Genomic DNA, 25,451 nt, shown 5'->3' with positions numbered 1-25,451 from the left:
TGTCGCGCTCGCCGGGTGAACGCGTCCGGCCGGGTGGCGGAAGAACGACCGCCGCCTCCGTGAACGGGCCTCCTGCGGCATGCCGAGGAGCGGGGACGGCGACTGCCCGGACGCCCGATCAGCAGCGGCCCTGCCGACGGCACGACCGCCGCCCGGCGACGCGGGCGGGGCGGCAGAGCGGGCGGGGCGGCAGAGCGGGCGGGGCGGCAGAGCGGGCGGGGCGGCAGAGCGGGCGGGGCGGCAGAGCGGCCGGGGCGGGTCAGACGTTGAAGTATTTGGCCTCGGGATGGTGCGCGACCAGCGCGGAGGTGGCCTGCTCGGGGTGGAGCTGGAACTCCTCCGACAGCGTGACGCCGATGCGCTCGGGGTCGAGCAGCTGGAACAGCTGCACCTGATCCTCGAGGTTGGGGCACGCCGGGTAGCCGAAGGAGTAGCGGCACCCCTGGATGTTGACCTTGAGCATGTCGTCCAGCGACTCCTCGCCCCCGATGCCCCACTCCGAGCGGACCCGGGCGTGCCAGTATTCGGCCAGGGCCTCGGTGAGCTGCACCGACAGGCCGTGCAGCTCCAGGTAGTCGCGGTAGGCGTCCTTGGCGAACAGCTCGGACGTGGCCTCGGCGATCTTCGAGCCCATGGTGACGACCTGGAGGCCGACCACGTCGACCTCGCCGGAGTCCTTGGGCCGGAAGAAGTCCGACAGGCACAGGTGGCGGTCACGGCGCTGGCGGGGGAAGGTGAAGCGGGTGCGCTCGCCGCCGTCCTCGTCGAGGACGATCAGCGAGTCGCCGTCGCTGACGCACGGGAAGTGCCCGTAGACGACGGCCGCCTCCAGCAGGCCCTCGGTCTGGATGCGCTCCAGCCACATGCGCAGCCGCGGCCGGCCCTCGGTCTCGACCAGCTCCTCGTAGCCGGGCCCGTCGCCGCCCCTGGTGGGCTTGAGCCCCCACTGGCCGAGGAACAGCGCCCGCTCGTCAAGGAAGGCGGAGTAGTCGGTCAGCGAGATGCCCTTGACGATGCGGTCCCCGGAGAAGGGTGGCGCCGGCACGGGGTTGTCGACGGCCACGTCGGAGCGGGCGGGCAGCTCCTCGACCGGGGTGCGGGTGAGCACGGCGCCGGTTTTGACGCGCCGCTCGCGCAGCGGCGGCAGGGTCGCCCCGGCCACGCCGCGCTTGACGGCCATGAACGCGTCCATGAGCCGCAGCCCTTCGAACGCGTCGCGGGCGTAGCGCACCTCGCCCTCGAACAGCCCGGCGAGGTCCTGCTCGACGTAGGCGCGGGTCAGGGCGGCGCCGCCGAGCAGCACGGGGTATTTCTGCGACAGGCCCCTGGAGTTCATCTCCTCCAGGTTTTCCTTCATGATGACCGTCGACTTGACCAGCAGGCCCGACATGCCGATGACGTCGGCCTTCTGCTCGTCGGCGGCCTCCAGGATGGCCGACACCGGCTGCTTGATGCCGAGGTTGACGACCTGGTAGCCGTTGTTGGACAGGATGATGTCGACGAGGTTTTTGCCGATGTCGTGTACGTCGCCCTTGACGGTGGCCAGCACGATACGGCCCTTCGTCTCGCCCTCGACGCGCTCCATGTGGGGCTCGAGGTAGGCGACGGCGGCCTTCATGACCTCGGCCGACTGCAGCACGAACGGCAGCTGCATCTGCCCGGAGCCGAACAGCTCGCCGACCGTCTTCATGCCGTCGAGCAGCACCTCGTTGATGATCTCCAGGGCGGGCCGCTGGTCGAGCGCGGTGTCGAGGTCGGCCTCCAGGCCCTTGCGCTCCCCGTCGATGATGCGCCGCTTGAGCCGCTCCCACAGCGGCAGCGCGGCCAGCTCCTCGGCCTTGCCGGCGCGCATGGCGGCGGCGTCGACGCCCTCGAACAGGTCCATGAACCGCTGCAGCGGGTCGTAGCCGTCGCGGCGGCGGTCGTAGACCATGTCGAGCGCGACCTGGCGCTGCTCGTCGGGGATGCGCGCCATCGGCAGGATCTTGGAGGCGTGCACGATGGCCGAGTCGAGCCCGGCGTTGACGCACTCGTTGAGGAACACCGAGTTGAGCACCATGCGGGCGGCCGGGTTGAGCCCGAAGCTGATGTTGGACAGGCCCAGCGTGGTCTGCACGCCCGGGTAGCGGCGCTTGAGCTCGCGGATGGCCTCGATGGTCTCCAGGCCGTCGCGCCTGGTCTCCTCCTGACCGGTGGCGATGGGGAAGGTGAGGCAGTCGACGATGATGTCCTCGACCCGCATGCCCCAGTTGCCGGTCAGGTCCTCGATGAGGCGGGTGGCGACGCGCACCTTCCAGTCCGCGGTGCGGGCCTGGCCCTCCTCGTCGATGGTCAGCGCGACCACGGCCGAGCCGTGCTCGCGCACCAGACGCATGATCTTCTGGAAGCGGGAGTCGGGGCCGTCGCCGTCCTCGTAGTTGACGGAGTTGACGGCGGCGCGGCCGCCGAGCATCTCCAGCCCGGCCTGCAGCACCGCCGGCTCGGTCGAGTCGAGCATGATCGGCAGGGTGGAGGCGGTGGCGAAGCGGAAGGCCAGCTCCTTCATGTCGCTCACGCCGTCGCGGCCAACGTAGTCGACGCACAGGTCGAGCATGTGGGCGCCGTCGCGGGCCTGGTCGCGGGCCGTCTCCACGCAGTCGTCCCAGCGGCCCGCCAGCATGGCCTCGCGGAAGGCCTTGGAGCCGTTGGTGTTGCAGCGCTCGCCGATGGCCAGGTAGGAGGTGTCCTGCCGGAACGGCACGGTCTGGTAGAGCGAGGACGCGCCCGGCTCGGGGTGCGGCCGGCGCGGCGCCACCTCCTGGCCGCGGACCCGCTCGACGACCTGGCGCAGATGCTCGGGGGTGGTGCCGCAGCAGCCGCCGACCAGGGACAGGCCGTAGTCACGGGTGAACGTGCCGTGCGCGTCGGCCAGCTCCTGCGCCGTCAGCGGGTAGTAGGCGCCGTCGGAGGTCAGCACCGGCAGGCCCGCGTTGGGCATGCAGCTGAGCTTGAGCCGGGAGTGGCGGGCGAGATAACGCAGGTGCTCGCTCATCTCGGCGGGGCCGGTCGCGCAGTTGAGCCCGATGATGTCGACGCCGAGCGGCTCGATCGCGGTCAGCGCGGCGCCGATCTCGGAGCCGAGCAGCATCGCGCCGTTGGTCTCGATCGTGACCTGGGCGATGATCGGGATGTCCCGGCCGGAGGCCTCGGCGGCCCGCTTGGCGCCGATGACGGCGGCCTTGACCTGGAGCAGGTCCTGGCAGGTCTCGATGATCAGCGCGTCGGCGCCACCCGCGATCAGGCCGGCCGCGTTGTCCCGGTACGCGTCGCGCAGGCTGGCGTAGGGCAGATGGCCCAGCGTGGGCAGCTTGGTGCCCGGGCCCATCGAGCCGAGCACGAAACGCGGCTGGTCCGGCGTGGACCAGTGGTCGGCGGACTCGCGGGCGATCCTGGCACCCGCCTCGGAGAATTCGAAGACCCGCTCGGAGATGTCGTATTCGCCCAGTGCGGCGAGGTTGGCGCCGAAGGTGTTGGTCTCCACGCAGTCGACGCCGACGGCGAAGTAAGCGTCGTGGACGCCGCGCACGATGTCGGGGCGGGTGACATTGAGCACCTCGTTGCAGCCCTCGTGACCGTGGAAGTCGTCGAGGGTCGGGTCCTGGGCCTGGAGCATCGTGCCCATCGCGCCGTCGGCGACGATCACGCGCTGGGACAACACTTCTCGGAAGGACGGCGAAATGCTCATGGGGTAGAGCTTATCGGCTGCGCTTCGAGGGCTGTTCGAGCCGGGCTCGAGAGATCGCTTTCGGGCGAGGCGTTAGGCTGCCGACTGGTCATTGAACGCAGCGTCCAATAGGGGTCATCATGGCCTACCGCACCGTACTCGTCGGCACCGACGGCTCCGCCTCGTCCTTCCGCGCCGTGTCCGCGGCGGCGTCCCTGGCCGCGGCGACCGGCGCCACTCTCGTCCTGGCCTGCGCGTATCTGCCCATGCGGGAGAGCGAGCGCGCGGCGGCCGCCGACCGGCTCGGCGAGCTGGCGTACAAGGTGAGCGGATCCACACCGGCCGACGACGCGCTGCGGGCGGCGCGCGAGCACGCCGTCGCGGCGGGCGCCGCCGGCGTGGTCCTCGCCGCCGAGCAGGGCGACGCCGTGGACGTGCTGGTCTCGCTGGCCGCCAGGCACCGCGCCGACCTGATCGTGGTCGGCAACCGCGGGCTCAACAGCCTGGCCGGCCGGCTGCTCGGGTCCGTGCCCTCGGGCGTGTCCCACCGCGCCTCCTGCGATGTGCTGATCGTGCACACCACCGACGGCAAGCGCTGACCGGCTGGAGCGGGTCCGCCCCGAACGCGAGGCGAGTCCGCGCCGAGCGCAAAGCCGTACAGAGCGCAAGAACGTCCGAGCACGGGGCTGCGCCGAGCGCGAACACGTTCGCGCTCGTGTGGGGCGCCGGAGGGCCGCGTCGCGGGCCTGGCGGCCGGAGACGGCCCGGAGGGGCGGTGCGGGGTGGCCGGGCGTTCGCAAGGAGATCGGTGACGCCGATGCCTCCTTACCGCATAGGCTTAGCGGGACAATGGAGCGAAGGAGCTCGGCGCGAGAGAGCGAGGAACGGGCCAACGAGCGCCGAAGCGGTCGCGACCATCGACAACAGCGGGAGGAGGCGACACGTGATAGAGCTTGAAGGGCTCCCCGAGCTCGTCGACCCGGTGCTCATTGCCGCGTTCGAGGGGTGGAACGACGCGGGCGAGGCCTCCAGCGGTGTGATCGCCCATCTCGAGTCCGCCTGGAAGGCCGAGCCGCTCATCGCGCTCGACCCGGACGACTACTACGACTTCCAGGTGACGCGGCCCGTCGTCGAGATGAACGACGGGCTGACCCAGTCGATCGTGTGGCCGACGACACGGCTGCTGCGCGCCAGGCCGGAGGGCGTGGAGCGCGACATCGTGCTGCTGCGCGGCATCGAGCCCAACATGCGCTGGCGCTCGTTCTGCGCCGACATCATCGAGGTCTGCCGCGAGCTGGGCGTGGAGCTGGCCGTCATGCTGGGCGCGCTCCTCAACGACTCTCCGCACACCCGTCCCGTGCCCATCCTGGGCGGCGCGACGGACGAGACGCTGGCCCGCTCCACCAACCTGGAGCTGAGCCGCTACGAGGGCCCGACGGGCATCGTGGGGGTGCTGCAGCACGAGTTCGGCCAGGCGGGCCTGGACGCGATCTCGCTGTGGGCGTCGGTGCCGCACTACGTGGCCCAGCCACCCAACCCGAAGGCGACGCTGGCGTTGCTGCGCAGGCTGGAGGACGTGCTGGAGATCCCGATGCCGCTCGGCGACCTCGACGAGGAGGCCCGCGCGTGGGAGCACGGCGTCGACGAGCTGGCCTCGCAGGACACCGAAGTGGCCGAATACGTCAAGGAGCTGGAGGAGCGCAAGGACGCCGCCGAGCTGCCCGAGGCCAGTGGGGACGCGATCGCGGCCGAGTTCGAGCGTTACCTGCGCCGGCGGGACAGCGGCACCGACGGCTGACGTCACCGCGACCACGAGAGCCTCACCAGCCGCGACACTGACAGCTAACCCTCAGGGATTAAAACCGACAATTTTTCGCGCTTTCGGGTAATAATCGGGGACCACAAGATTGCATGAAGTTGGGATCCCAGATTTAAGGCCACCCACCCGATAAATCGCGAAACCTCGGTTTCGCGCCGTGATGCCTACCCACTCACCGCGCAGTTAGGCACGCCATGGCGACTTCCCATGTAGATCCGCATCAAAGAAGTCAGGACACCCGGCGGCGCGTCCTGGAGATGGCCGTCTCCCTCAGGGACGACCGGCCCGGCGGCTCCGTGGATCACTTCCTCGCCCTGCTGCAGGACCGGCTTCCGCTCTGGCTCAGCATTCTCCATGCCGTCTCCGACCGCATCGGAAAAGGGTGCGTAGCAGACAATCTCCTTCCTGTTGCCCAGGCGGGCATTGACTACTACATCGACGTACAGAGCGCGGCGCTCCCCGCCTTCACCTCGCCGAACGTGACCGTCCGCTTCCGCCAGGCCATCCGCGACAACGGGCTCGGCCCCCGCACGGAAACCGCGCCTCTGGCCGCCTACCTGGCGGCCGAGCAGCGGCTGGGCCGGGTGCGTTCCGACGTCGACCCGGAGGCCAGCGCCCGGCTGCTGATCGCGGGCTGCTTCCACCGGGCCTACATCGAGATGTTCGTCGGCGCCGACGCGGGGCCGACGCGCGAGGCGAGCGCGGTCGAGATCGTGCGGGAGCTGCGCCTGGAGCCCGTCAGTTCCACGGTCGCCTGACGACCCGGCGGCAGCGGAGGGTCCGCGGTCGCCGGGCTCTCAGCGCCGTGACGCCCGGGCGGTCTGCGGCATGGTGCGCCGGCCGCGCAGGGCTTCGTCGTAGCGGTGCCAGATCAGGGCCGCCACGTCCGGGTCGGCGCCCAGCGGCTCGCTCACCAGCCCCGCGCCGGCCGCCGCCAGGCGGTCGTGGAAGAAGCCGGGCGCCAGCACGTACGAGGCGATCGCCACGCGGGCGGCCGGGGTCGCGCCGAGCCGCTCCATGGCCTCCTCCAGCGATGGGGAGCCGGCCGAGGCGAAGGCCGCCGTGACCGGGCGGGCCAGGCGTAGCGCGAGCTGGTGCGCGGCGGCCCGCACGTCGGCGAGCGCGGCCGGGTCGGAGGAGCCGGCCGCGCCGAGCACGACCGCGTCCGTGGAGCGCAGCCCGGCCCGGGCGAGCTTACGGGCCAGCACCGACGTCAGCAGCCGGTGCGGGCCGAGCCAGCCGGCCACCACGGCGTCGGGACGGTGCTCGGCGATGACGTCGGGCAGGTCGATGTGCACGTGGTATCCGCCCGCCAGCAGCAGCGGGACCACCACCACCGGGCCGCGGGCGGCGTCGAGGACGTCGGCGAGGAGGGGCGAGCTGATCTCGAGGTAGCTGAGCTCGACCCGCTGCCCTGGACGGGCCCTGGCGACGGTCCGCGTCAGGGCCGACAGGGTCTCCTCCCCCGCGGCGCTGCGGGTCCCGTGCGCGGCCAGGACGAGTGTGGGCATCACATCCCCGCCTCGTACTGGCACGCGAGCCGGTAGCCGCGCTTGACCACCGTCTCGACGATCCCGCTCGGGCCGAGCGCGCGGCGCAGCCGCGTGATGGCCATCTCCACGGCGTGCTCAGCCGAGTCGCGCGCGATGCTGCCCGGCAGCACGGTACGCAGGTCGGCGCGGGAGACCACATGCCCGGGCTTGTCGGCCAGCCGCTTGAGCACCGCCATCGGGGCGGGCGGCAGCGGCCGCAGCTCGCCGTCCACGACCACGGCGTGGCCGCGGATCTCCAGATGGTGGTCGCCGGCGACCAGCCTGGTGACGCCGTGCTCGGGCAGGTGCCTGGCCAGGGCGCGGGCCAGCGCGCCCAGCCGCGCGCGGTCCGGCTGCAGGGTCGGCACGCCGCGCGCGGTCAGCGGCCCCGCGGTGACGGGCCCCACGCAGGCGGCCACGACGGGCCCGCCGAACGCCGCGAGCAGCGCGTCTTCCAGCCCCTCTGCCCGGGCCATGCCGAGCATGGCGTGTACGGCGGGCGCGCTGGTGAAGGCCACCGCGTCCACCGACCCGGAGATCGTCTGGCTGATCAGGCGGCGCAGCGGCGAGACGTCGCGGTACGGCAGCCACCGGTAGACCGGGATCTCGATCACCTCGGCGCCGGCCTGGCGCAGCGCGGCCACGAAGTCGTCGAGCGGCTCGCCGTGCTGCTGCACCGCGATGCGCCGGCCGCGCAGATCCTGGTCGAGCAGATACTGCTTGACCTCCTCGCAGGACTCGGTGGCCGGGGTCCAGTGGTCGTTGAGCCCGGCGGCCCGCACCGCTCCCCTGGCCTTGGGCCCGCGGGTGAGCAGGCGGGCGCCGGCCAGGTGCTCGCCCAGGTCGGACGACAACCCCCAGCCTTCGGCGGCGGCCATCCAGCCGCGAAAGCCCACGCCCGTGGTGACCACGACGTCGTCGAGCGGCGATTCGAGGGCGAGTCTGGTGGCGGCGAGCAGGTCGGTGTCCTCCGCCAGGGGGACCAGCCGGATCGCGGGGGCGCTGACCACCCGCGCGCCGCGCCGCTCCAGCAGGGCGCCGAACTCCTCGCGCCGCCGGGTCGCGGTGACGCCGACCGTGAAGCCCGACAGCGCGTCGGGCGCCGTCTCCGGCGCGGCGCTGCCTTCCAGGGGGAGCGCACTCATGCCTTTACCTCCAGATATGCGAGGATGCCTGGCCGGGCCCCGAGCACTCGGCCAGGCATCACACGCGCGTGTGACGCAAGTGAGATCACCCTCCGATACTGCTTTCGGGTGGTTTCGCCCACGGGTCTCTCTTGTTACCGCTGTGCTACAAGGCCGCGCATTCGCGATTGACGGAGGCGATCACGGGAAATCTTCACCCTGAAGGCGCGGCTTATCGGGGAGTGGCGGGTGACGGTCCGGCCTATTCGCATGTTCGACGATCCTGTGCTCCGCTCGGTCGCGGAGCCGATCCACGACTTCGATCGGGAGCTGCGGCGGCTGGTGAAGTCGCTGACCGCCACGATGCGGGCGCAAGCCGGCCGCGCGGGGCTCGCGGCCCCGCAGATCGGGGTGCCGGTGCGGGTGCTGGTCTACGGCTACGACGGCAGATCAGGCCATCTGGTCAATCCGCGGCTGGAGCTGTCGGAGCGGCGCATCGTCGCCGACGAGGCGTGCCTGTCCGCGCCCGGTGTGTGGTGGCCGCTGGAACGTTCCTATCTCGTCACCGCCCGGGGCCGCGACATGTTCGGCAAGCCCGTGACGGTGCGGGCGCTCGGCGTGCTGGCGCGAGTGCTGCAGCACGAGACCGACCACCTGGACGGCGTGTTGTTCAGCGACCACCTCGAAGCGGCTGAGCGGGAACGCTTTCTCGCGGCGGCCCTGCCACGCTGAGCTCCCGTCGCTGCTCCGGATCGGTGCCACCCCAGACGCCGTACGCCTGCCGGGTGGCCAGCGCGTACTCCAGGCACGGCTCGCGCACGGGGCACCCGTGGCACACCGACTTGGCCCGCTCAACCTGCGACTGGCTCGGCCCCTCCAGGGAGATCGGGAAGAACAATTCCGGGTCCAGGTCGAGGCAGGCGGCTCTGCGTGTCCAGTCGAGCATCATCATCATGACGTTCGCGCCTACCCAGGCCGCCGGCGCTCATACCTCGCCGAGCAGCCGGTCCCAGTCGGACAGGAACCGGCCGAGCCCGTAGCGGGCCAGCGCCGCGGCCCGCGCCGCCTTGCCGGCCTGCGCGGCGCTCTCGGGGTCGGCGGCGAAGGCGTGCAGGGCGTCGGCCAGCACGTGGACCTTCGTGGACAGCACCCCGGCCTCCGCCGGCACCGCTTCGACGGCCTCGGTGGCGGCCACCGCGACGACCGGCATGCCCAGGGTCATGGCCTCGATGAGGGCCAGCCCCAGGGAGGTCCACCGGTAGGGGTGCAGGTAGACCCGCCGCCTGGCCAGCTCGGCATGCATGACGTGCTGCGGCAGATCCTCGTAGGCCCTGTACGGCAACCCGTTCACCTTCATGCCGAACACGTCGAGCGGGACCCGCTCGGCGAAGCGCGGCAGCAGGTCGGTGCCGGCGACCCGGGTGCGGCGCACCGGCTCGTTGACCACGACGCCGGCCCGGGGCAACTCGCCCGTGTAGAGGTGGCCGGGGTCGGGGACGCCGTGCTCGATGACGCGCGTGCGCGCCTTGCCGCTGTCCCAGTAGAGGTCGTTGAAGTGGGTGACGTGGACGAGCGTGATGCCGGCCTGGCCGGCCAGCGGGTGCCGGGTGGCGGGCACGTCGCCCTTGGGCGTGTTGTGCTCGACGTAGATTCCCGGCACGTCGCGGCCGAGCCATGCGCGGGCCAGGTCGATCTCGTGCGGCCGCTGGTAGACGGCCACGTCGACAGGCTCGTCGCGGAGCCGGTCCCACGGCACCTCGCGGGCGCTGTCCGGCCAGTTGTAGGTGGCCGCCCGCCCCCGTCCGTCAGGACCCCGATCGGGGACGAGCGGCAGCACGTACGTGTGCCTGCCGCGGATGAAGGCGCTCGTCCAGGAGCCGTGCACGTGCCAGAGGAGGATCCTCACCAGCGGCTCCAGCCCATGGCGCGGGCCCACGGCGCGGAGACGCGGGCGCCGGCGGGCACGGGGCCTTCGGCATCGCTGAGCACACGGTCCACGACGTCGGTCAGGTCGTCGGCGACCTCGGGGGCCTGCTCGATCTCCTCCGGCCGCGTCTGCTCGGTCGGGACCAGGATGCCCCTGGCGCCGGCGGCCCTGGCGGCCTCCATGTCCCTGCCGATGTCGCCGACCACCACGCAGTCGCGGGGGCTGACGTCGAGCACGGCGGCGGCCCTGATCACGAGCCCGGGCGCGGGTTTGCGGCAGGTGCAGCCGTCGGCGTCGTCGTGGACGCAGATCGCCCACGCGTCGAACGGGCCGAGCAGCTCCTCCACCCTCGCGTTCACCTGATCCATCTCGTCCGGGGAGACCAGGCCCTTGGCCACGCCCGACTGGTTGGTCACCACGGCCACCGGCACCTCGGCGCGCCGCAGCCGGCCCAGCGCCTCCAGCGCGCCCGGCATCGGCTCGACCCGCCTCGGGTCGCCGTTGTAGGGCACGTCCCTGATCAAGGTCCCGTCCCGATCGAAGAGCACGGCGCCGGGACGTCGCTTTTCGAACACCTTTCACCTCCGTCGCATGCCGGGCAGCTACCCGGGGACCGAACCGGCAAACAACTACTTACAGTGACAAAGCGCAGAGCGCCGCGCCTGTTTCCCCATCTCCTGGGCCTGCGGCAGGTTTGAGGACCGCTTCTCTCGGTAGCCGTTCACGACATCCCGAGGGGGGACATATGCGATTTCTCGGCATTAACGCGATCTTTCATGACCCGGCGGCGGCACTGGTGGCCGACGGGAGGATCGTGGCCGCGGCGGAGGAGGAACGCTTCAGCCGCCGCAAGCATGGCAAGCGGCCGGTGGCGTTCTCGGCGTGGGAACTGCCCGAGCAGGCCGCCGCCTGGTGCCTGCGTGAGGCGGGTCTCGCCCCCGAGGACATCGACGCGGTCGCCTATTCGTACGACCCGGCGCTGGTGACGCAGCGCCCGGACGGCGATTGGGAGGACCTGCGCACGACGTACGCGGTGCGCGCCCCGCTGTTCCTTGCCACGGCATTGCCGGGATTGGACCCCGGACAGGTCCGCTACGTGCCGCATCACGTGGCGCACGCCGCCTCGGCGGGGCTAGCCTGCCAGTGGTCGACGGAGGGGCGCGACTGCGCAGTGCTGGTGTGCGACGGCCGTGGCGAGAACGTCTCCCACCTGGCGGGCCGCTACCGCGACGGCGAGCTGGACGTCCTGGCCACCCAGGAGCTGCCGCACTCCCTCGGCCTCATGTACGAGGACGTCACCGAGCACCTCGGCTTCCTGCGCTCCAGCGACGAGTACAAGGTCATGGCGATGGCCTCCTACGGCACGCCCCGCCACCTGGAGGCGCTGCGCGAGGCGATCTACACGACCGGCGACGGCGGTTTCCGCGTCGAACCCGTCGACTGGAACCTCTACGCCAAGGCCCTGCCCAAGGGCGGCGCCTGGACCTCCGATCACGCCGACCTGGCCGCCAGCGTGCAGGCCAGGCTGGAGGAGGTCCTCATGGAGCTCGTGCGCTGGCTGCACGGGCGCACCGGCGAGCGGCGGCTCGCGCTGGCCGGCGGCGTGGCGCTGAACTGCGTGGCCAACACCCGGCTGCTGGACGAGGGGCCGTTCGACGAGGTGTGGGCGCAGCCCGCGGCCGGCGACTCGGGGACCGCGCTGGGCGGTGCGCTGCACCTGGCGCAGGCGTACGGCGAGCCGGCCGCCCCCATGCCGACCGCGGCGCTGGGGCGCGGCTTCACCGACGAGGAGCTGGGGGCGTGGCTGGAGGTGGCCCGCGTGCCGCACACCCGGCCCGCCGACCTGGCCGCGGCGGTGGCCGCCGAGCTGGCCGCCGACAAGATCGTGGCCTGGTTCCAGGGGCGGGCCGAGTACGGGCCGCGGGCGCTCGGGCACCGGTCGCTGCTGGCCCATCCCGGGCACGCGCGCAACACCGAGCGGCTCAACGACGTCAAGGGCCGTGAGCAGTTCCGGCCGATCGCGCCGATGGTGCTGGAGTCGCGGGCGGCCCAGATCTTCGGACGGGGGCCGGTGCCGTCGCCGTACATGCTGTTCGTGCACGACGTGCACCCGGACTGGGCGGCGCGCATCCCGGCGGTCGTGCACGTGGACGGCACCGCCCGCATCCAGACGGTCTCCCCCGCCGCCGAGCCGCTGATGGCGCGGGTGCTGGCGGAGTTCGAGGCCCGCACGGGGCTGCCGGTGATCGTCAACACGAGCCTGAACACCGCGGGGCGGCCCATGGTGGACGACCCGCGTGACGCGCTCGAATGCTTCGGGTCGGCGCCGGTGGACGTGCTCGTGCTCGGGCCGTACGTGGTGCGGCGCGGGGAGGTGTTCGCCTCGTGATCACCGTCGTGATCCCCACCATCGGACGGTCGACGCTCGGCGACACGGTCGCCGCCGTGGGCTCCGGGGTGCCGGTGATCGTGGTGGACGATCGGGTTACGAATCGCGATCGAACGGGTACTCTTCGTCGTGGCGGTGGCAGTCGCACGAAGGAGCGTGGTGTGACGCTGCCGTCTTTTTCTCATGAGGGCCTACGAGTCGTCCGATCGGGCGGCCGGGGACCCGCCGCGGCGCGCAACGCCGGGTGGCGGGCCGCGGACACGCCCTGGGTGGTGTTCCTCGACGACGACGTGATCCCCGAGCCCGGGTGGACCGAGGCGGTCTGGAAGGACCTAGTGGACCTGCCCGGGGACGTGGCGGGCAGCCAGGGCCGCATCGTGGTGCCGCTGCCGGCCGACCGGCGGCCGACCGACGCCGAGCGCAACACCGCCGGGCTGGCGCGGGCGCTGTGGGTGACGGCCGACATGGCCTACCGGCGATCGGTGCTGGAGGCGGTCGGCGGATTCGACGAACGCTTCCCCCGGGCCTACCGGGAGGACGCCGACCTCGCGCTGCGGGTCGCGCGGGCGGGCCACCGGCTCGTGCGCGGCGACCGGGTGACGGCGCATCCGGTGCGGCCGGACGGGTTCTGGGCCAGCGTGCGCTTCCAGCGGGGCAACGCCGACGACGCGCTGATGCGGCACGTGCACGGGCCCGGGTGGCGGGCGGCCATAGGCGGTGGCCGCGGCCGGCTGCGAACGCACGCGGTGACCACGGTGGCCGGGCTGGCGGCGCTGACCCTGGCCGCCCGGGGCATCGTCGGGGCTCGCCGCGAGGTCCTGGGGCGGGGACCGGCGGTCCTGGCCGGACTCGCCGGGGCCGTGTGGGCCGCCTTGACGGCGGAGTTCGCGTGGCGGCGGATCGCGCCGGGGCCGCGTACCCCCGACGAGGTGTGGCGGATGGTCGTCACCAGCGTGGTGATCCCGCCGGTCGCATGCGCGCACCGGCTGCGGGGGGAATGGAGGGTGCGGCGATGAGCGCTCGCGTGCCGGGAGCGGTGCTGTACGGTGTGGGCCCGTGCACGACGGCGGGCGCCGCGCGATGCGGCTCCGCCGCGAAGGCCACGCCCGCGAGGGCGAGCGCCGAGCAGACCGAACGGGCCGCCGCCAAGAGCGCCGGCGGCCGGGGGCGGGTGCTGGTGGCGCGGCTCGACGACGCCGGGGACGTACTGCTGACCGGCCCCGCCGTCCGGGCCGTGCGCACGCTGGCCGAGGAGGTCGTCTTCCTGGCCGGCCCGAACGGCAGGGCGGCCGCCGAACTGCTGCCCGGCGTGGACCACGTCGTGGAGTGGCAGGCCCCGTGGATCGACCACACTCCCCCGCCCGTCAGCAAGGCGCACGTCGCCGGACTGGTCGGGCGGCTGCACGGCATCGACGAGGCGGTGGTCCTCACCTCGTTCCACCAGTCGGCGCTCCCGCTGGCGCTGCTGCTCAGGCTGGCCGGCGTCCGCAGGATCACGGCGATCAGCAACGACTACCCCGGCTCGCTGCTGGACGTGCGCCACGTCGTGGACGAGAGCCTCGATGTGCCCGAGGCCGAGCGGATGCTGGCCGTGGCGCGGGCGGCGGGGTTCGAGCTGCCACCGGGCGATGACGGCAAACTCGCTGTTCAGCGGCCATTGCCGGATATAGACAAATTTACGGGGCATTTGCCCAGCGTCGGCGCCGATGCCGGCAAAAGCACGTATGTCGTGGTGCACCCGGGGACGTCGGCGCCCGCGAGGACATGGCCGGCCGAAAAGCATCGGCAGGCCGTACACGAGCTGGCGCAAGACGGGCATCGCGTCGTCGTGACCGGCACGGAACGTGATCTCACGGCCTACGTGGCCGGTGACGACGCGGCCGACCTCGGCGGCGCGACCACTCTCGGCGAACTGGCCGCCGTGCTGGAACACGCCAGCGTGCTCGTGGCCGGCAACACCGGCCCCGCGCACCTGGCCGCGGCGGTCGGCACGCCGGTCGTGAGCCTGTTCGCCCCCGTCGTCCCGGCGGCGCGCTGGGCCCCGTACGGGGTCCCCGCGGTGCTGCTCGGCGATCAGCAGGCGCCCTGCAAGGACAGCAGGGCGCGCACGTGCCCGATCCCCGGACACCCATGTCTGTCCCAGGTGACAAGTGAGCAGGTGGTCAAGGCAGTGAGGGAGCTGACTCAGTGAAGGTCGATCTCATCTCCGAGCACGCGGACCCGCTGGCCGCGGTCGGCGGCGTCGACGCGGGCGGCCAGAACGTGCACGTCGCCGCGCTGGCCGTCGCGCTGGCCGAGCGCGGGCACACGATCACGGTCCACACCCGGCGCACGTCGACGTCGCAGCCGGCGTCGGTGCCCCTGGCGCCCGGCATCACGGTCGAGTACGTGCCGGCCGGTCCCCCGGTGCCGATACCGAAGGACGAGCTGCCGCCGTACATGCCGGAGTTCACCGACCGCCTCGCCGACCACTGGGCGATCGATCCGCCGGACATCGCGCACGCCCACTTCTGGATGAGCGGGCAGGCGGCGCTGCAGGCGGCGGCCGACGGCATCCCCGTGGTGCAGACGTTCCACGCCCTGGGCACGGTCAAGCGGCGCTGGCAGGGCGAGGCGGACACCAGCCCGGCGCACCGCCTCGACACCGAGCGCGAGATCGGCAAGCGGGCCGACGCGGTGCTCGCCACCTGCAGCGACGAGGTGGGCGAGCTGTGCGCGATGGGCGTGCCGGAGCGGCGGATCATGGTCGTGCCGTGCGGGGTGGACCTGACGGCGTTCTGCCCGGACGGGCCGGTGGCGCCGCGCCCGAGGGGACAGATGATCCTGTGCATCGGCCGGATGGTGCCGCGCAAGGGCGTGGACACCGTCATCGCGGCGCTGCACCGGCTGCCCGGTGCCGACCTGGTGATCGCCGGCGGCAGCCCGGACGACGAGGAGGCCGTCAGGCTGCGCGAGCTGGCCGCCGCGTACGGCCTCGACGAGCGGGTGCACGTGATCGGCAGCGTGCCGCGCGCGCAGGTGCCGGCGCTCATGCGCGCGGCCGACGTCGTGGTGACGGTGCCGTGGTACGAGCCGTTCGGCATGGTCCCGGTCGAGGCGATGGCGTGCGGCGTCCCCGTCGTGGCCTCCGCGGTCGGCGGGCACCTGGACACGGTCGCCGGCTGCGGCGTGCTCGTGCCGCCCCGCCGCCCGCGCGCGCTGGCCAGGGCGCTGAAGGACGTGCTCGGCGACCCGGGCAAACGGGCCGAACTCGCGGCGGCGGGGGCCAGGCGGGCCCGTGAGAGGTACGGCTGGCCGCACGTGGCCGAGCGGACCGAGGCCGTGTACACGCAGGTCATCGACGGCAAGCTGTGCGGTCTGGCGGCTCTGGGGGGTTGATCGTGGACGTTCATCTGGAAAAGCTCTGGACCACGCTGGAGAAGGTCGACGGCCAGGCGGCCGGGGTGCGCGCGTGGGGCGCGAAGCTGGCCGGCGTGCTGAGCTCCGGGGGCCGGCTGCTGGTCTGCGGCAACGGCGGCTCGGCGGCCGAGGCGCAGCACCTGACGGCCGAGCTGGTGGGCCGGTTCAGGGACGACCGGCCGCCGTACGCGGCGATCCCGCTGCACGCCGACGGCTCGTCGCTGACGGCGATCGCCAACGACTTCGGCGCCGAGGAGGTCTACGCCCGCCAGGTGCGCGCGCACGGCCGGCCCGGCGACGTGCTGCTGTGCCTGTCCACCAGTGGCACCAGCCCGAACGTGCTGGCCGCGGCCAAGGCGGCGCAGGAGGGCGGGATTCTGGCCTGGGCCATGACCGGGCCGGCGCCCAATCCGCTGGCCGGACTGTGCGACGACGCGGTGGCCGTACCGGCCGAGGAGACGGCGACCGTGCAGGAGGTGCACCTCGCGCTGATCCACTTGCTGTGCGATGCGGTGGAGGAGTCGCTCTGATGGGTCCGCTCGTGGTGCTCGGGGACACGTTGCTCGATGTGGACGTCGAGGGCGAGGCGGAGCGGCTGTGCCCGGACGCGCCCGTCCCGGTGGTGGACGTCACCGCCGAGCAGGCGCGCCCCGGCGGGGCCGGCCTGGCCGCGCTGCTGGCCGCCCGCGACGGCGCCGACGTCGTGCTGATCACCGCGATCGGCGACGACCCGGACGGGCACCGCCTGTGCGGGCTGCTGTCGGGAGAGCTCGACCTGGTGCGGCTGCCGCTGCGCGGCGGCACCGTACGCAAGACCAGGGTCAGGGCCAGAGACCAGACGCTGGTCAGGCTGGACACCGGGGACGGCACGGCCAGGTACGCCCCCAGCCAGGCGGCCGCCGAGGCGATCACCGGGGCCAGCGCGGTGCTGGTGTCCGACTACGGCAGAGGCGTGGCCAAGATGGCCGGCGAGCTGCTGCGCGACAGCGCCGTGCCGGTGGTGTGGGACCCGCACCCGAGAGGCGAGCGCCCCATGCCGGGCTGCGCGCTGCTGACGCCGAGCGAGGCCGAGGCGCGGGTGTTGTGCCCGTCCACCTACCGCAGCCCCGACCAGGCCGCCCGCCGGCTGGTGCGGGAGCTGCGGGCCAGGGCGGTGGCCGTCACGACGGGCGCGTGCGGGGCCGCGCTGGCCGTCGAGGGCGGGCCGCTCATCCGGGTGCCGCCGCCCGTGCGGGCCGGCGCCCACGACGCGTGCGGCGCGGGCGACCGGCTGGCCGCCGCCGCGGCCCTGGCGCTGCGCGACGGCCACGGCGCCGCGGACGCGGTGGCGATCGGCGTCGGCGAGGCGTCACGTTTCGTGGAGCGCGGCGGCGCCGCCTCCATCAAGATCCAGGAGCAGCGGCTCGGCGACCGGCCCCGCACGGCGCTGGAGGTGGCCGGGCTCACCCGCGCCAACGGCGGCCGGCTGATCGCCACGGGCGGCTGCTTCGACCTGCTGCACGCGGGCCACGTGAGCCTGTTGCGGCGGGCCAGGGCGCTGGGCGACGCGCTCGTCGTCTGCGTCAACTCCGACGCCTCGGTACGCCGGCTGAAGGGCCCCGCGCGGCCCATCGTGGACGTGCGTGACCGGGTGGAGGTGCTCAGGGCGCTCGGCTGCGTGGACGCCGTGCTGGTGTTCGAGGAGGACACCCCGGCCCGCGCCATCGAGCTGCTGCGCCCCGACGTGTGGGTGAAGGGCGGCGACTACGAGGGGGAGGTCCTGCCCGAATCCGAGGTCCTGGCCAGGCTCGGCGCGCAGATCGTCGTGCTGAGCACCCTGCCGGGACGATCGACAACGAATCTGATCAGGGAGATCCAGTGAACATCTTGATTACCGGGGGAGCCTCCGGGCTCGGTCTGGCCACCGCCGAGGCCGTGGAGAAGGAGGGCTGGCGGGCGCTGGTCGTCGACGTCCGAGAGCCGGACCAGCGCTTCGATCACGTCACCGCCGACCTGGCCGACCGCGGCGAGGCCGAGCGGGCGGTACGCGAGCTGGCCGAGCGGGCCGGCGGCCTCGACGGCGTGGTGACGGCCGCGGGCATCGACGCGTGCGGGCGTCTGGAGGACGTGCCGGCCGACGACTGGGAGCGGGTCATCAAGGTGAACCTGCTCGGCACCGCGTCCGTCGTGCGTGCCGCGCTGCCGTACCTGAAGCACACCCGCGGCAGGGTCGTCACCTGCGCCTCCACGCTGGGGCTGCGGCCGCTGAGCGACGCGTCGGCGTACTCGGCGTCGAAGTTCGGCGTCGTCGGCCTCACCCGGGCGCTGGCGGTGGAGCTGCGCGGCGAAGTGGGGGTGACCCTGCTCATTCCGGGCGGCATGCGGACGAGCTTCTTCGACGGGCGGCCGGAACAGTACAAACCGGGTCCCGAGGCCGGGCTGAACGATCCGGCCGACGTCGCGCAGACCGTGGTGTTCGCGCTGCGGCAGCCGGCCGGATGCGAGGTGAGAGAGCTCGTCGTGTGCCCCTCGACGGAGACGTCATGGCCCTAGAGCTCTTGGTGCTGCGCGGGCTCGGTCTCGGCGATCTGCTCACGGCCGTGCCCGCGCTGCGGGCCCTGCGCCAGGCGTTCCCGCGGCACAGGATCACCCTTGCCGCACCGCGGACACTGGAGGCCCTGCTGCCGCTGACCGGCGCGGTGGACGGCCACGTGGATGTGTCGGGGCCGGGCCCCGTGCCGATGGACAGGGTGCCGTTCGAGCGGCCGGACATCGCGGTCAACCTGCACGGAAAGGGGCCGCAGAGCATCGACGCGCTGCGGCGCACCGAGCCGGCGCGGCTGATCAGCTTCGGCACGGGACCGCCGTGGCAGGACGGCGTGCACGAGGTGCGGCGCTGGTGCGGGCTGCTGGAGTGGCACGGCATCCCGGCCGATCCGGGCGACCTGACGCTCGGCATCTCCGACCGTACGGGGCCGGCGATCGTGCACCCGGGGGCCGCCTTCCCGGCGCGGCGCTGGCCGCCCGATCGGTTCGCGCAGGTCGCGGCCACGCTGGACGACGTCGTCGTCACCGGCACCGCCGAGGAGGTGCCCATCGCCAGGAAGGTCGCCGAGCTGGCCGGGCTGCCGCCCGAGCGCATGCTGGCCGGCCAGACCTGCCTGGCCGACCTGATCGACCTGGTCAGCAGGGCCAAACTCGTGGTCTGCGGCGACACCGGCGTCGCGCACCTGGCGACGGCGTTCTGCGTGCCGTCGGTGGTGTTGTTCGGGCCGGTCTCACCGGCGTTGTGGGGCCCGCCGCCCGGCTGGCGCCACGTGGCGCTGTGGGCCGGCCGCAACGGGGATCCGCACGGCCAGCGGGTCGATCCCGGCCTGCTGAAGATCGAGGTTTCCGAAGTCGTCGACGCTGCGTTGGAGGTCACGTCATGAGGGCTCTGGTCACCGGGGGCGCCGGATTCCTCGGCTCTTACCTGTGCGAACGGCTGCTGGAGGACGGAGCGGAGGTCGTCTGCATGGACAGCTTCCTGACCGGCGGGCCGCGCAATGTCGAGCATCTGATGGACCGGCCGGAGTTCCGGCTCATCGAGTGCGACCTGACCGGGTTCGTGCACGTGCCCGACCGGCTGGACCTCGTCCTGCACTTCGCCTCGGCCGCCTCGCCGGCCGACTACCTGCGCTATCCGATCGAGACGCTGCGGGTGGGCAGCGTGGGCACGCTGCACGCGCTGGGGCTGGCCAGGGGGAAGGGCGCCAGGTTCGTGCTCGCCTCGACCAGCGAGGTGTACGGCGACCCCCTCGAACACCCGCAGAAGGAGACGTACTGGGGGAATGTGAACCCGGTCGGCCCGCGCAGCGTGTACGACGAGGCCAAGCGCTTCGCCGAGTCGCTGACCACGGCCTACCGCCACTCACGCGGCACCGACACCGGCATCGTGCGGATCTTCAACACGTACGGCCCGCGCATGCGCCCGTTCGACGGGCGGGCGATCCCGACGTTCATCAGGCAGGCGCTGACCGGCGAGCCGATCACCATCACCGGCGACGGCGCGCAGACCCGCTCGATCTGCTACGTGGACGACACCGTGTCGGGCATCCTGGCCATGGCCCGCAGCGACTTCGCCGGGCCGGTCAACATCGGCAACCCGGACGAGCTGACCATGCTGGAGCTGGCCACGACGATCAGGGAGCTGGCCGCATCGTCGTCGCCGATCGTGTTCGTCGACCGGCCCGCCGACGATCCCAAGGTCAGGAGGCCGGACACGACGCTGGCGGCCGAGCGGCTGGGCTGGCGGGCCCAGGTGCCCGCCCGGGAGGGGCTGCGCCGCACGATCGCGTGGTTCTCGGCCGAGCTGGCCGCGATCGAGCGGCTCGAGCGGGTGCGGGCCTGAGCGGGGGACGGGCGCCGCGAGCGCGGCTCGCCCCGCGCCCTGAGGCGGGCGCGGGGCCGGCGGCTATGCCCATGGGAAAACCCGGCGTGGCGCGGGTTTTCGCGAGGGTTAGAGCGCGACGCCGAGCAGGGCGTCGGACAGGTCCTTGACCAGGTCGGGGGCGTCGGGATCCGAGCCGCCGCCGGCGAGGGCTGCGTCGGCCCAGGCGTCGATCGCGGCCAGCGCGGCCGGCGAGTCGAGGTCGTCGGCCAGGCGCTCACGCACCCGCGCCAGCACCTCGCCGGCGTCCGGGCCGGAGGCCAGGCGGACGGCCGAGCGCCAGCGGGCCAGCCTGCGCTCGGCGTCGGCGATCAGGGCGGGGACGTAGGTCCAGTCGGCGCGGTAGTGGTGGGCCAGCAGTACGAGCCTGACCGCCATCGGGTCGTGCTCCCGGCGCACCTTGGAGACGAAGACCAGGTTGCCCTTGGACTTCGACATCTTCTCACCGTCGAGGCCCACCATGCCGGCGTGCGTGTAGAACTTGGCGAACGGCCACTCCCCTGTGGCCGCGTGCCCCTCGGAGGCGCCGCACTCGTGATGCGGGAAGATCAGGTCGGAGCCGCCGCCCGCCACGTCGTAGCCGGCGCCGAGGTTGTCCAGGGCGATCGCGGTGCACTCGATGTGCCAGCCGGGGCGGCCCTTGCCCAGCCGTGACTCCCACGACGGCTCGCCCGGCCGCTCGGCCCGCCATAGCAGCCAGTCCAGCGGGTGGCGCTTGCCGGCCCGGTCCGGGTCGCCGCCGCGCTCGGCGAACAGGGCCAGCATCTCGGTCTCGTCGTAGCCGGACACCTGGCCGAACTTGGGGGCGTCGGCCACGCTGAAGTAGACGTCGCCGTCGAGGGCGTACGTGACGCCCTTGGCCGACAGCTTGGCGATCAGCTCCGCCACCCCGCCGACGACCTCGGTGACGCCGACGTATTCGCGGGGCGGCAGGATCCGCAGCGCCTCCATGTCGCCGCGGAACAGCTCGATCTCCCGCTCGGCCAGGTCCTGCCAGCCGACGCCGGTCTGGGCGGCGCGCTCCAGCAGCGGGTCGTCCACGTCGGTGGCGTTCTGCGTGTAGTGGACCTCGTGGCCCGCGTCCCGCCACAGCCGGCCGACCAGGTCGAAGGCGTGGTAGGTGTTGGCGTGGCCGAGGTGCGTGGCGTCGTAGGGGGTGATGCCGCAGACGTACATCCTGGCGGTCGGCCCGGGATCGGTCTGCCGCACCTGCTTGGCGGAGGTGTCGTAGAGACGCAGCGGAATGCTCTCACCAGGGAGCTTTGGAACGTTCTGGGCAGACCACGATCTCATGTCCCTGAGCCTATCCGTCCCGTTCTGCGGTCAGGTCGGTGAAGTCGTACGTCACGCCGTCCGGCGCGAGCGCGACCTCCATCACCGACAGGGAGGCGAAGATCCGGCCGTCGGGCAGCTCGTGGCGGACGATGAGCGCGCCCGGGTCGGCGGACGGCGCCGCCGTGATCAGCTCCCGCCAGACCTCGGTCTCGAACCTGGGCAGGTAGGCGACGACCCGCTCGCTGGCCGGGTCCAGGCCCGAGTTGACGATCATGCTGGTGCCCTCGGGCAGGCCGGAGACGGTGCTGCGCTCGCCGTCCCAGCTGAACAGCCGCACCCGCGCCCCATCGGCCGGCAGGTCGGCGAGCACGAGGTGAAAGGGGTCGTAGCGGGTCAGGTCCGCGTCGGGCAGCTCGCCCGTGTACGCCGCCCGCAACGCCAGGTCGCCCCGCGAGATCTTCGTCGTCTCGGGCGCGGGGATGCCGGAGGCGTTGAGGAGAGCGGCGGCGCGGCGGGCCGCCGGGTGGAGAGCCAGCCAGGTGCCCCCGGCCTTCAGGTCACGCCCGCCGATCACGCCCGGGTAGTCCGGCCAGTGCTCCCCCGGCCCCTCCCACGGACGGTCGGCGAACTCGTCTCTCACGCCCATGAGGGTCAGTTGCTGCCCGGTTCTCACGATCAGCGTGCACATGGGCAAAGGGTATTAAACCGGCTCAGGCGATCAGATGGGGGGCCAGGGAATGGCGGGCCAGCCCTCCGACGGGTAGGGGTGCACGCCGGTGTCCAGCAACCGCCTGACCCGCTGCCAGGTGGCCTCGACCTCCGCCAGCGTCAGCAGCTCGCGCAGCCTGCGCCCGAGCGCCCCGGACTCCAGGTCGCGCTCCAGCTTGGCCAGCACGGCCACCGCCTCCCTGGCCAGCGGCTTGCCGCGCCACTGCCACAGCACCGTGCGCAGTTTGTCCTCGACGGAGAAGCACACCCCGTGGTCCACCCCGTAGACGTGCCCCGTCGGCAGCGGCAGCAGGTGACCGCCCTTGCGGTCGGCGTTGTTGACCACCGCGTCGAACACCGCCATCCGGCGCACCACCGGGTTGCGGCTCTTGACCAGCCGCATGAGGTCGATCTCGCGCTCGGTGTCGATCCACAGCTGCACCATGCCGGGGCCGAAGGGGCCCTCGCGGTAGACCGTCGGGGGCACGATGCGCCAGCCGGTCGCCTGCGACACCTCGTAGGCGGCCACCTCGCGGGCGGCCAGGGTGCCGTCGGGGAAGTCCCACAGCGGGCGCTCGCCGCGCACCGGCTTGTAGACGCAGGCGGCCGAGCTCTCGCCCAGCTTGACCGAGCAGTAGAGCGTCATGTTGGTGGCCTCGACGAGGCGTCCGGCCACCTCCAGGCGGCCGTCGCGGAGCAGCGTGAGGGCGTCCTCGTCATGCATGCCCGGCGGGTTGGACGGTTTGACGGCCGGTTCGCTCTCCGAAGCGGTCACAAGGCCTCCTTCGTCGGCCTCGCGACCAAGGTGCTGCGTCTGATTGTTCCCTCGCTTCGCTCGCTCACGTAGCCGCCTCACCCCCGCGGTATCCGTTGAGGCGCACGCAGACGTGCCCGGCGGCGTCGAGAGGCTGCCCGCACAGCGGACACGGCGGCCGGCCCGCCGCGACGATCTGCAGGGCCCGCTGGGTGAAGGCGCGCGCGGCGCCCGCGCTGATCCGCACGCGCAGCACCGCGGGGTCCGGGCTCTCGAGATCTTCCTCCTCGATGACCTCCTGCGCCTCGATCACCACCTGGGATCTCTCCGCGTCCCACGCCAGTGCCATGGTGCCCACCCGGAAGTCCTCCGCGACCGGCACGTCGAGCGGCGCGTCGTCGGCCAGGTCGGCCGGCGCCAGTGCGGGCACGTGCGCGGTGCCCCCGCTGAGCCGCAGCACCTCGTCGAGCAACTCGTCCAGCCTGCCCGCGAGCGCGGCCACCTGGAGCTTCTCCAGCGCCACCGTGGTCAGTCTGCCCTCGGCCCTGGCCTGCAGAAAGAAAACCCGCGCACCCGGCTGCCCGAGGGCACCGGCGACGAACCTCTCTGGTGGGTCGTAGTCGAAGACCGGCATAGCCTGACCTTACGTGGTTCCGGACCCGCCACCGACGGCGGCATCGCTCCCGGTGATGTTTTCTCCCCCGTCTTTCTCCTCCGAATCCTCGGGAAGCCGCAATTCCCCCATATCGTTGAGTCTGAGAACAAAGGGACGCAAGGGGGCATAGCGAATGACGGTGAGAGCCGCCGGATCAGCCGTTATCCGCTGAAACTGATCCAGGTGGAGCCCCAGAGCGTCGGCGACGATCGACTTGATCACGTCGCCGTGGCTGCAAACCAGGTAGACAGCCTTCTCCCCCAGGCGTTGATTCCACTCCCGGACCGCCGAGACGGCCCTATGTTGCATTCCGGCCAGCGACTCCCCATCCGGAAATGTCGCCGCGCTCGGGTGCGCCTGCACCACCTGCCACAGCGGCTCGCGGGCGAGCTCCTTCAGCGGCCGCCCGGTCCAGCCGCCGTAGCCGCACTCGATGAACCGCTCGTCGAGCTCCACGCCGAGCTCCCGGCCCTCGGCCACCGCTTCGGCCGTTTCCCTGCAGCGTTCGAGCGGACTGGAGACGATGGCGTCCAGCCTGACGCCCGCGATGCGCTCGGCGAGCGCGGCGGCCTGCGCCCGGCCCGCCTCGCTCAGCCGCACCCCCGGAGTGCGGCCGGCCAGCACCGGCCCGGTGAGGTGGGTCAGCCCGTGCCGGGCCAGTAGCAGCGTGGTCACCCCGCAAGTGTCGCAGGCGTCGATCACCGTGTCGAAGCCGGGCGGACGGGCGTGGGTGGCGCGGGCCGCCGAGGCACGACGTCGAGGCCGCCCGAGCGGTAACCTGGCGGGATCATGGAGCAGCGCTATGTCGGCCACAGCGGCCTGTCGGTGTCCCGGCTGGGGCTCGGCACGATGACCTGGGGCCGTGACACCGACGCGGACGAGGCGGCCGCCCAGCTCCGCACGTTCGTGGACGCGGGCGGCACCCTCGTCGACACGGCCGACGTCTACACCGGCGGCGACGCCGAGCGGCTCCTCGGCCGGCTGCTGCGCGACTCCGTGCCGCGCGCGGAGCTGGTGATCTCCACCAAGGCCGTGGTGACGCCGGCGGGCCGGCGGCCGCGCGACGCCTCCAGGCGCCACCTGATCGCCGCGGTCGACGACTCGCTCAACCGCCTCGGGCTCGACTACGTCGACCTGTGGCAGCTGCACACCTACGACGAGGAAGTGCCGCTGGAGGAGACGCTCGCCGCGCTCGACGCCATCGTCGCCTCCGGCCGGGCCGTCTACGCGGGCGTGTGCGACTACAGCGGCTGGCAGCTGGCCGCCGCGGCAGTCACCCAGAAAATGATCCCCGGACGCATCCCGATCACCTCGGCTCAGGTGGAATACTCGTTGCTGGCCCGCGAGCCCGAACGCGAGCTGCTGCCCGCCGCGGCCCATCTCGGCGTCGGGGTGCTGGCCTGGTCTCCGCTGGGCCGGGGGGTGCTGACCGGGAAATACCGCACCGGCATCCCGGCCGACTCCCGGGCCGCGGCCCCGCACTTCGCCGATTTCGTACGCCCCTACCTCGACGAGAGGAGCCGCCGGGTGGTCGAGTCCGTCATGACGGCGGCCGACGGGCTGGGGGTGTCGCCGCTGGCCGTGGCCCTGTCATGGGTGCGCGACCAGCCGGGCGTGGCCTCGGCCATCGTCGGCGCCCGTACGCACGCGCAGCTCACCGGGGCCTTGCCGGCCGAGGACGTGGTGCTGCCCATAGAGATCCGAGAGGCCCTCGATGACGTGTCGTCACTTGACTGATCACGAACGAGAGCATCACTC

Annotated in this window: 25 protein-coding genes; 14 read left to right on the top strand and 11 right to left on the bottom strand. The window is 72.7% G+C overall.

Going from position 1 to position 25,451, the window contains the following annotated elements:
• Positions 1-259: 259 nt before the first annotated feature.
• Positions 260-3,724: a methionine synthase gene (gene metH, locus OHA25_RS33810; RefSeq protein WP_327580968.1), complete on the bottom strand. Its 3,465-nt coding sequence runs from the start codon at positions 3,722-3,724 to the stop codon at positions 260-262.
• Positions 3,725-3,843: 119 nt separating this feature from the next.
• Here metH and OHA25_RS33805 point away from each other — a divergent pair, with 119 nt between their 5' ends.
• From OHA25_RS33805 to OHA25_RS33795, 3 genes are all read left to right on the top strand, one after another.
• Positions 3,844-4,302 carry a universal stress protein gene (locus tag OHA25_RS33805; RefSeq protein ID WP_442941928.1) on the top strand — a complete coding sequence of 153 codons (459 nt, stop codon included), beginning with the start codon at positions 3,844-3,846 and terminating at the stop codon, positions 4,300-4,302.
• 344 nt (positions 4,303-4,646) lie between these two features.
• Positions 4,647-5,501, top strand: coding sequence for a PAC2 family protein (locus OHA25_RS33800; protein WP_305921430.1), 855 nt, complete (start codon positions 4,647-4,649; stop codon positions 5,499-5,501).
• A 278-nt stretch (positions 5,502-5,779) separates the two neighbouring features.
• On the top strand, positions 5,780-6,280 hold the full coding sequence (locus OHA25_RS33795; protein WP_327580967.1) for a hypothetical protein: 501 nt from the start codon (positions 5,780-5,782) through the stop codon (positions 6,278-6,280).
• Between the two features lie 39 nt (positions 6,281-6,319).
• On the opposite strand, the gene OHA25_RS33790 is transcribed toward OHA25_RS33795, so the two are convergent.
• Together OHA25_RS33790 and OHA25_RS33785 are read right to left on the bottom strand one after the other, a co-directional pair.
• A complete protein-coding gene (locus OHA25_RS33790) occupies positions 6,320-7,033 on the bottom strand; it encodes a sirohydrochlorin chelatase (RefSeq protein ID WP_327580966.1) in 714 nt (237 codons plus the stop codon).
• Positions 7,033-8,199: a uroporphyrinogen-III synthase gene (locus OHA25_RS33785; protein ID WP_327580965.1), complete on the bottom strand. Its 1,167-nt coding sequence runs from the start codon at positions 8,197-8,199 to the stop codon at positions 7,033-7,035. Before OHA25_RS33785 ends, OHA25_RS33790 begins: the two co-directional genes overlap by 1 nt.
• A gap of 249 nt (positions 8,200-8,448) precedes the next feature.
• Between OHA25_RS33785 and def the strand changes: the two genes are divergently transcribed.
• Positions 8,449-8,910 carry a peptide deformylase gene (gene def, locus OHA25_RS33780; protein ID WP_305921426.1) on the top strand — a complete coding sequence of 154 codons (462 nt, stop codon included), beginning with the start codon at positions 8,449-8,451 and terminating at the stop codon, positions 8,908-8,910.
• Here def and OHA25_RS33775 read toward each other — a convergent pair.
• The 3 genes from OHA25_RS33775 to OHA25_RS33765 are packed head-to-tail and all read right to left on the bottom strand — an operon-like array spanning position 8,849 to position 10,680.
• Positions 8,849-9,124 (bottom strand): WhiB family transcriptional regulator, encoded by a 276-nt coding sequence (locus OHA25_RS33775; RefSeq protein ID WP_442942219.1) that lies wholly within the window; start codon positions 9,122-9,124, stop codon positions 8,849-8,851. The genes def and OHA25_RS33775 overlap by 62 nt on opposite strands.
• A gap of 39 nt (positions 9,125-9,163) precedes the next feature.
• Positions 9,164-10,084, bottom strand: coding sequence for a glycosyltransferase (locus OHA25_RS33770; protein ID WP_327580964.1), 921 nt, complete (start codon positions 10,082-10,084; stop codon positions 9,164-9,166).
• Complete coding sequence (locus OHA25_RS33765; protein ID WP_327580963.1) at positions 10,081-10,680, bottom strand: D-glycero-alpha-D-manno-heptose-1,7-bisphosphate 7-phosphatase; 600 nt, start codon at positions 10,678-10,680, stop codon at positions 10,081-10,083. The genes OHA25_RS33770 and OHA25_RS33765 overlap by 4 nt, the downstream gene beginning before the upstream one ends.
• A gap of 170 nt (positions 10,681-10,850) precedes the next feature.
• Here OHA25_RS33765 and OHA25_RS33760 point away from each other — a divergent pair, with 170 nt between their 5' ends.
• From OHA25_RS33760 to OHA25_RS33720, 9 genes are read left to right on the top strand one after another with little or no spacing between them, the layout of a single operon-like run.
• Positions 10,851-12,494 (top strand): carbamoyltransferase family protein, encoded by a 1,644-nt coding sequence (locus OHA25_RS33760; protein ID WP_327580962.1) that lies wholly within the window; start codon positions 10,851-10,853, stop codon positions 12,492-12,494.
• Positions 12,491-13,510, top strand: coding sequence for a glycosyltransferase family 2 protein (locus OHA25_RS33755; RefSeq protein ID WP_327580961.1), 1,020 nt, complete (start codon positions 12,491-12,493; stop codon positions 13,508-13,510). The genes OHA25_RS33760 and OHA25_RS33755 overlap by 4 nt, the downstream gene beginning before the upstream one ends.
• Positions 13,507-14,685, top strand: coding sequence for a glycosyltransferase family 9 protein (locus OHA25_RS33750; protein WP_305921421.1), 1,179 nt, complete (start codon positions 13,507-13,509; stop codon positions 14,683-14,685). Before OHA25_RS33755 ends, OHA25_RS33750 begins: the two co-directional genes overlap by 4 nt.
• Positions 14,682-15,872, top strand: a complete 1,191-nt coding sequence (locus tag OHA25_RS33745; protein ID WP_327580960.1) for a glycosyltransferase — start codon at positions 14,682-14,684, stop codon at positions 15,870-15,872. The genes OHA25_RS33750 and OHA25_RS33745 overlap by 4 nt, the downstream gene beginning before the upstream one ends.
• Before the next feature lie 2 nt (positions 15,873-15,874).
• Positions 15,875-16,423, top strand: a complete 549-nt coding sequence (locus tag OHA25_RS33740) for a D-sedoheptulose-7-phosphate isomerase (RefSeq protein ID WP_327580959.1) — start codon at positions 15,875-15,877, stop codon at positions 16,421-16,423.
• Entirely contained in the window at positions 16,423-17,754 is a 1,332-nt protein-coding gene (locus OHA25_RS33735) for a PfkB family carbohydrate kinase (protein WP_327580958.1), read from the top strand. Before OHA25_RS33740 ends, OHA25_RS33735 begins: the two co-directional genes overlap by 1 nt.
• Positions 17,751-18,425, top strand: a complete 675-nt coding sequence (locus OHA25_RS33730) for an SDR family oxidoreductase (protein ID WP_305921417.1) — start codon at positions 17,751-17,753, stop codon at positions 18,423-18,425. Before OHA25_RS33735 ends, OHA25_RS33730 begins: the two co-directional genes overlap by 4 nt.
• Positions 18,416-19,303 carry a glycosyltransferase family 9 protein gene (locus OHA25_RS33725; RefSeq protein WP_305921416.1) on the top strand — a complete coding sequence of 296 codons (888 nt, stop codon included), beginning with the start codon at positions 18,416-18,418 and terminating at the stop codon, positions 19,301-19,303. The genes OHA25_RS33730 and OHA25_RS33725 overlap by 10 nt, the downstream gene beginning before the upstream one ends.
• Complete coding sequence (locus tag OHA25_RS33720; protein WP_327580957.1) at positions 19,300-20,262, top strand: UDP-glucuronic acid decarboxylase family protein; 963 nt, start codon at positions 19,300-19,302, stop codon at positions 20,260-20,262. Before OHA25_RS33725 ends, OHA25_RS33720 begins: the two co-directional genes overlap by 4 nt.
• Before the next feature lie 108 nt (positions 20,263-20,370).
• On the opposite strand, the gene mshC is transcribed toward OHA25_RS33720, so the two are convergent.
• From mshC to OHA25_RS33695, 5 genes are all read right to left on the bottom strand, one after another.
• On the bottom strand, positions 20,371-21,594 hold the full coding sequence (gene mshC, locus OHA25_RS33715) for a cysteine--1-D-myo-inosityl 2-amino-2-deoxy-alpha-D-glucopyranoside ligase (protein ID WP_327580956.1): 1,224 nt from the start codon (positions 21,592-21,594) through the stop codon (positions 20,371-20,373).
• 10 nt (positions 21,595-21,604) lie between these two features.
• Complete coding sequence (locus OHA25_RS33710; protein WP_327580955.1) at positions 21,605-22,264, bottom strand: NRDE family protein; 660 nt, start codon at positions 22,262-22,264, stop codon at positions 21,605-21,607.
• A gap of 30 nt (positions 22,265-22,294) precedes the next feature.
• Positions 22,295-23,008 carry an SCO1664 family protein gene (locus OHA25_RS33705; RefSeq protein WP_371825888.1) on the bottom strand — a complete coding sequence of 238 codons (714 nt, stop codon included), beginning with the start codon at positions 23,006-23,008 and terminating at the stop codon, positions 22,295-22,297.
• 115 nt (positions 23,009-23,123) lie between these two features.
• Positions 23,124-23,672 carry a DUF3090 domain-containing protein gene (locus OHA25_RS33700; protein ID WP_327580953.1) on the bottom strand — a complete coding sequence of 183 codons (549 nt, stop codon included), beginning with the start codon at positions 23,670-23,672 and terminating at the stop codon, positions 23,124-23,126.
• 9 nt (positions 23,673-23,681) lie between these two features.
• Positions 23,682-24,368 carry an MSMEG_4193 family putative phosphomutase gene (locus tag OHA25_RS33695; protein WP_327580952.1) on the bottom strand — a complete coding sequence of 229 codons (687 nt, stop codon included), beginning with the start codon at positions 24,366-24,368 and terminating at the stop codon, positions 23,682-23,684.
• 114 nt (positions 24,369-24,482) lie between these two features.
• Between OHA25_RS33695 and OHA25_RS33690 the strand changes: the two genes are divergently transcribed.
• Positions 24,483-25,430: an aldo/keto reductase gene (locus OHA25_RS33690; RefSeq protein WP_327580951.1), complete on the top strand. Its 948-nt coding sequence runs from the start codon at positions 24,483-24,485 to the stop codon at positions 25,428-25,430.
• Positions 25,431-25,451 lie beyond the last annotated feature (21 nt).

The organism is Nonomuraea sp. NBC_00507 (assembly GCF_036013525.1).
Lineage (GTDB): Bacteria > Actinomycetota > Actinomycetes > Streptosporangiales > Streptosporangiaceae > Nonomuraea.
This window is presented reverse-complemented; position numbering and strand designations above follow the sequence as displayed.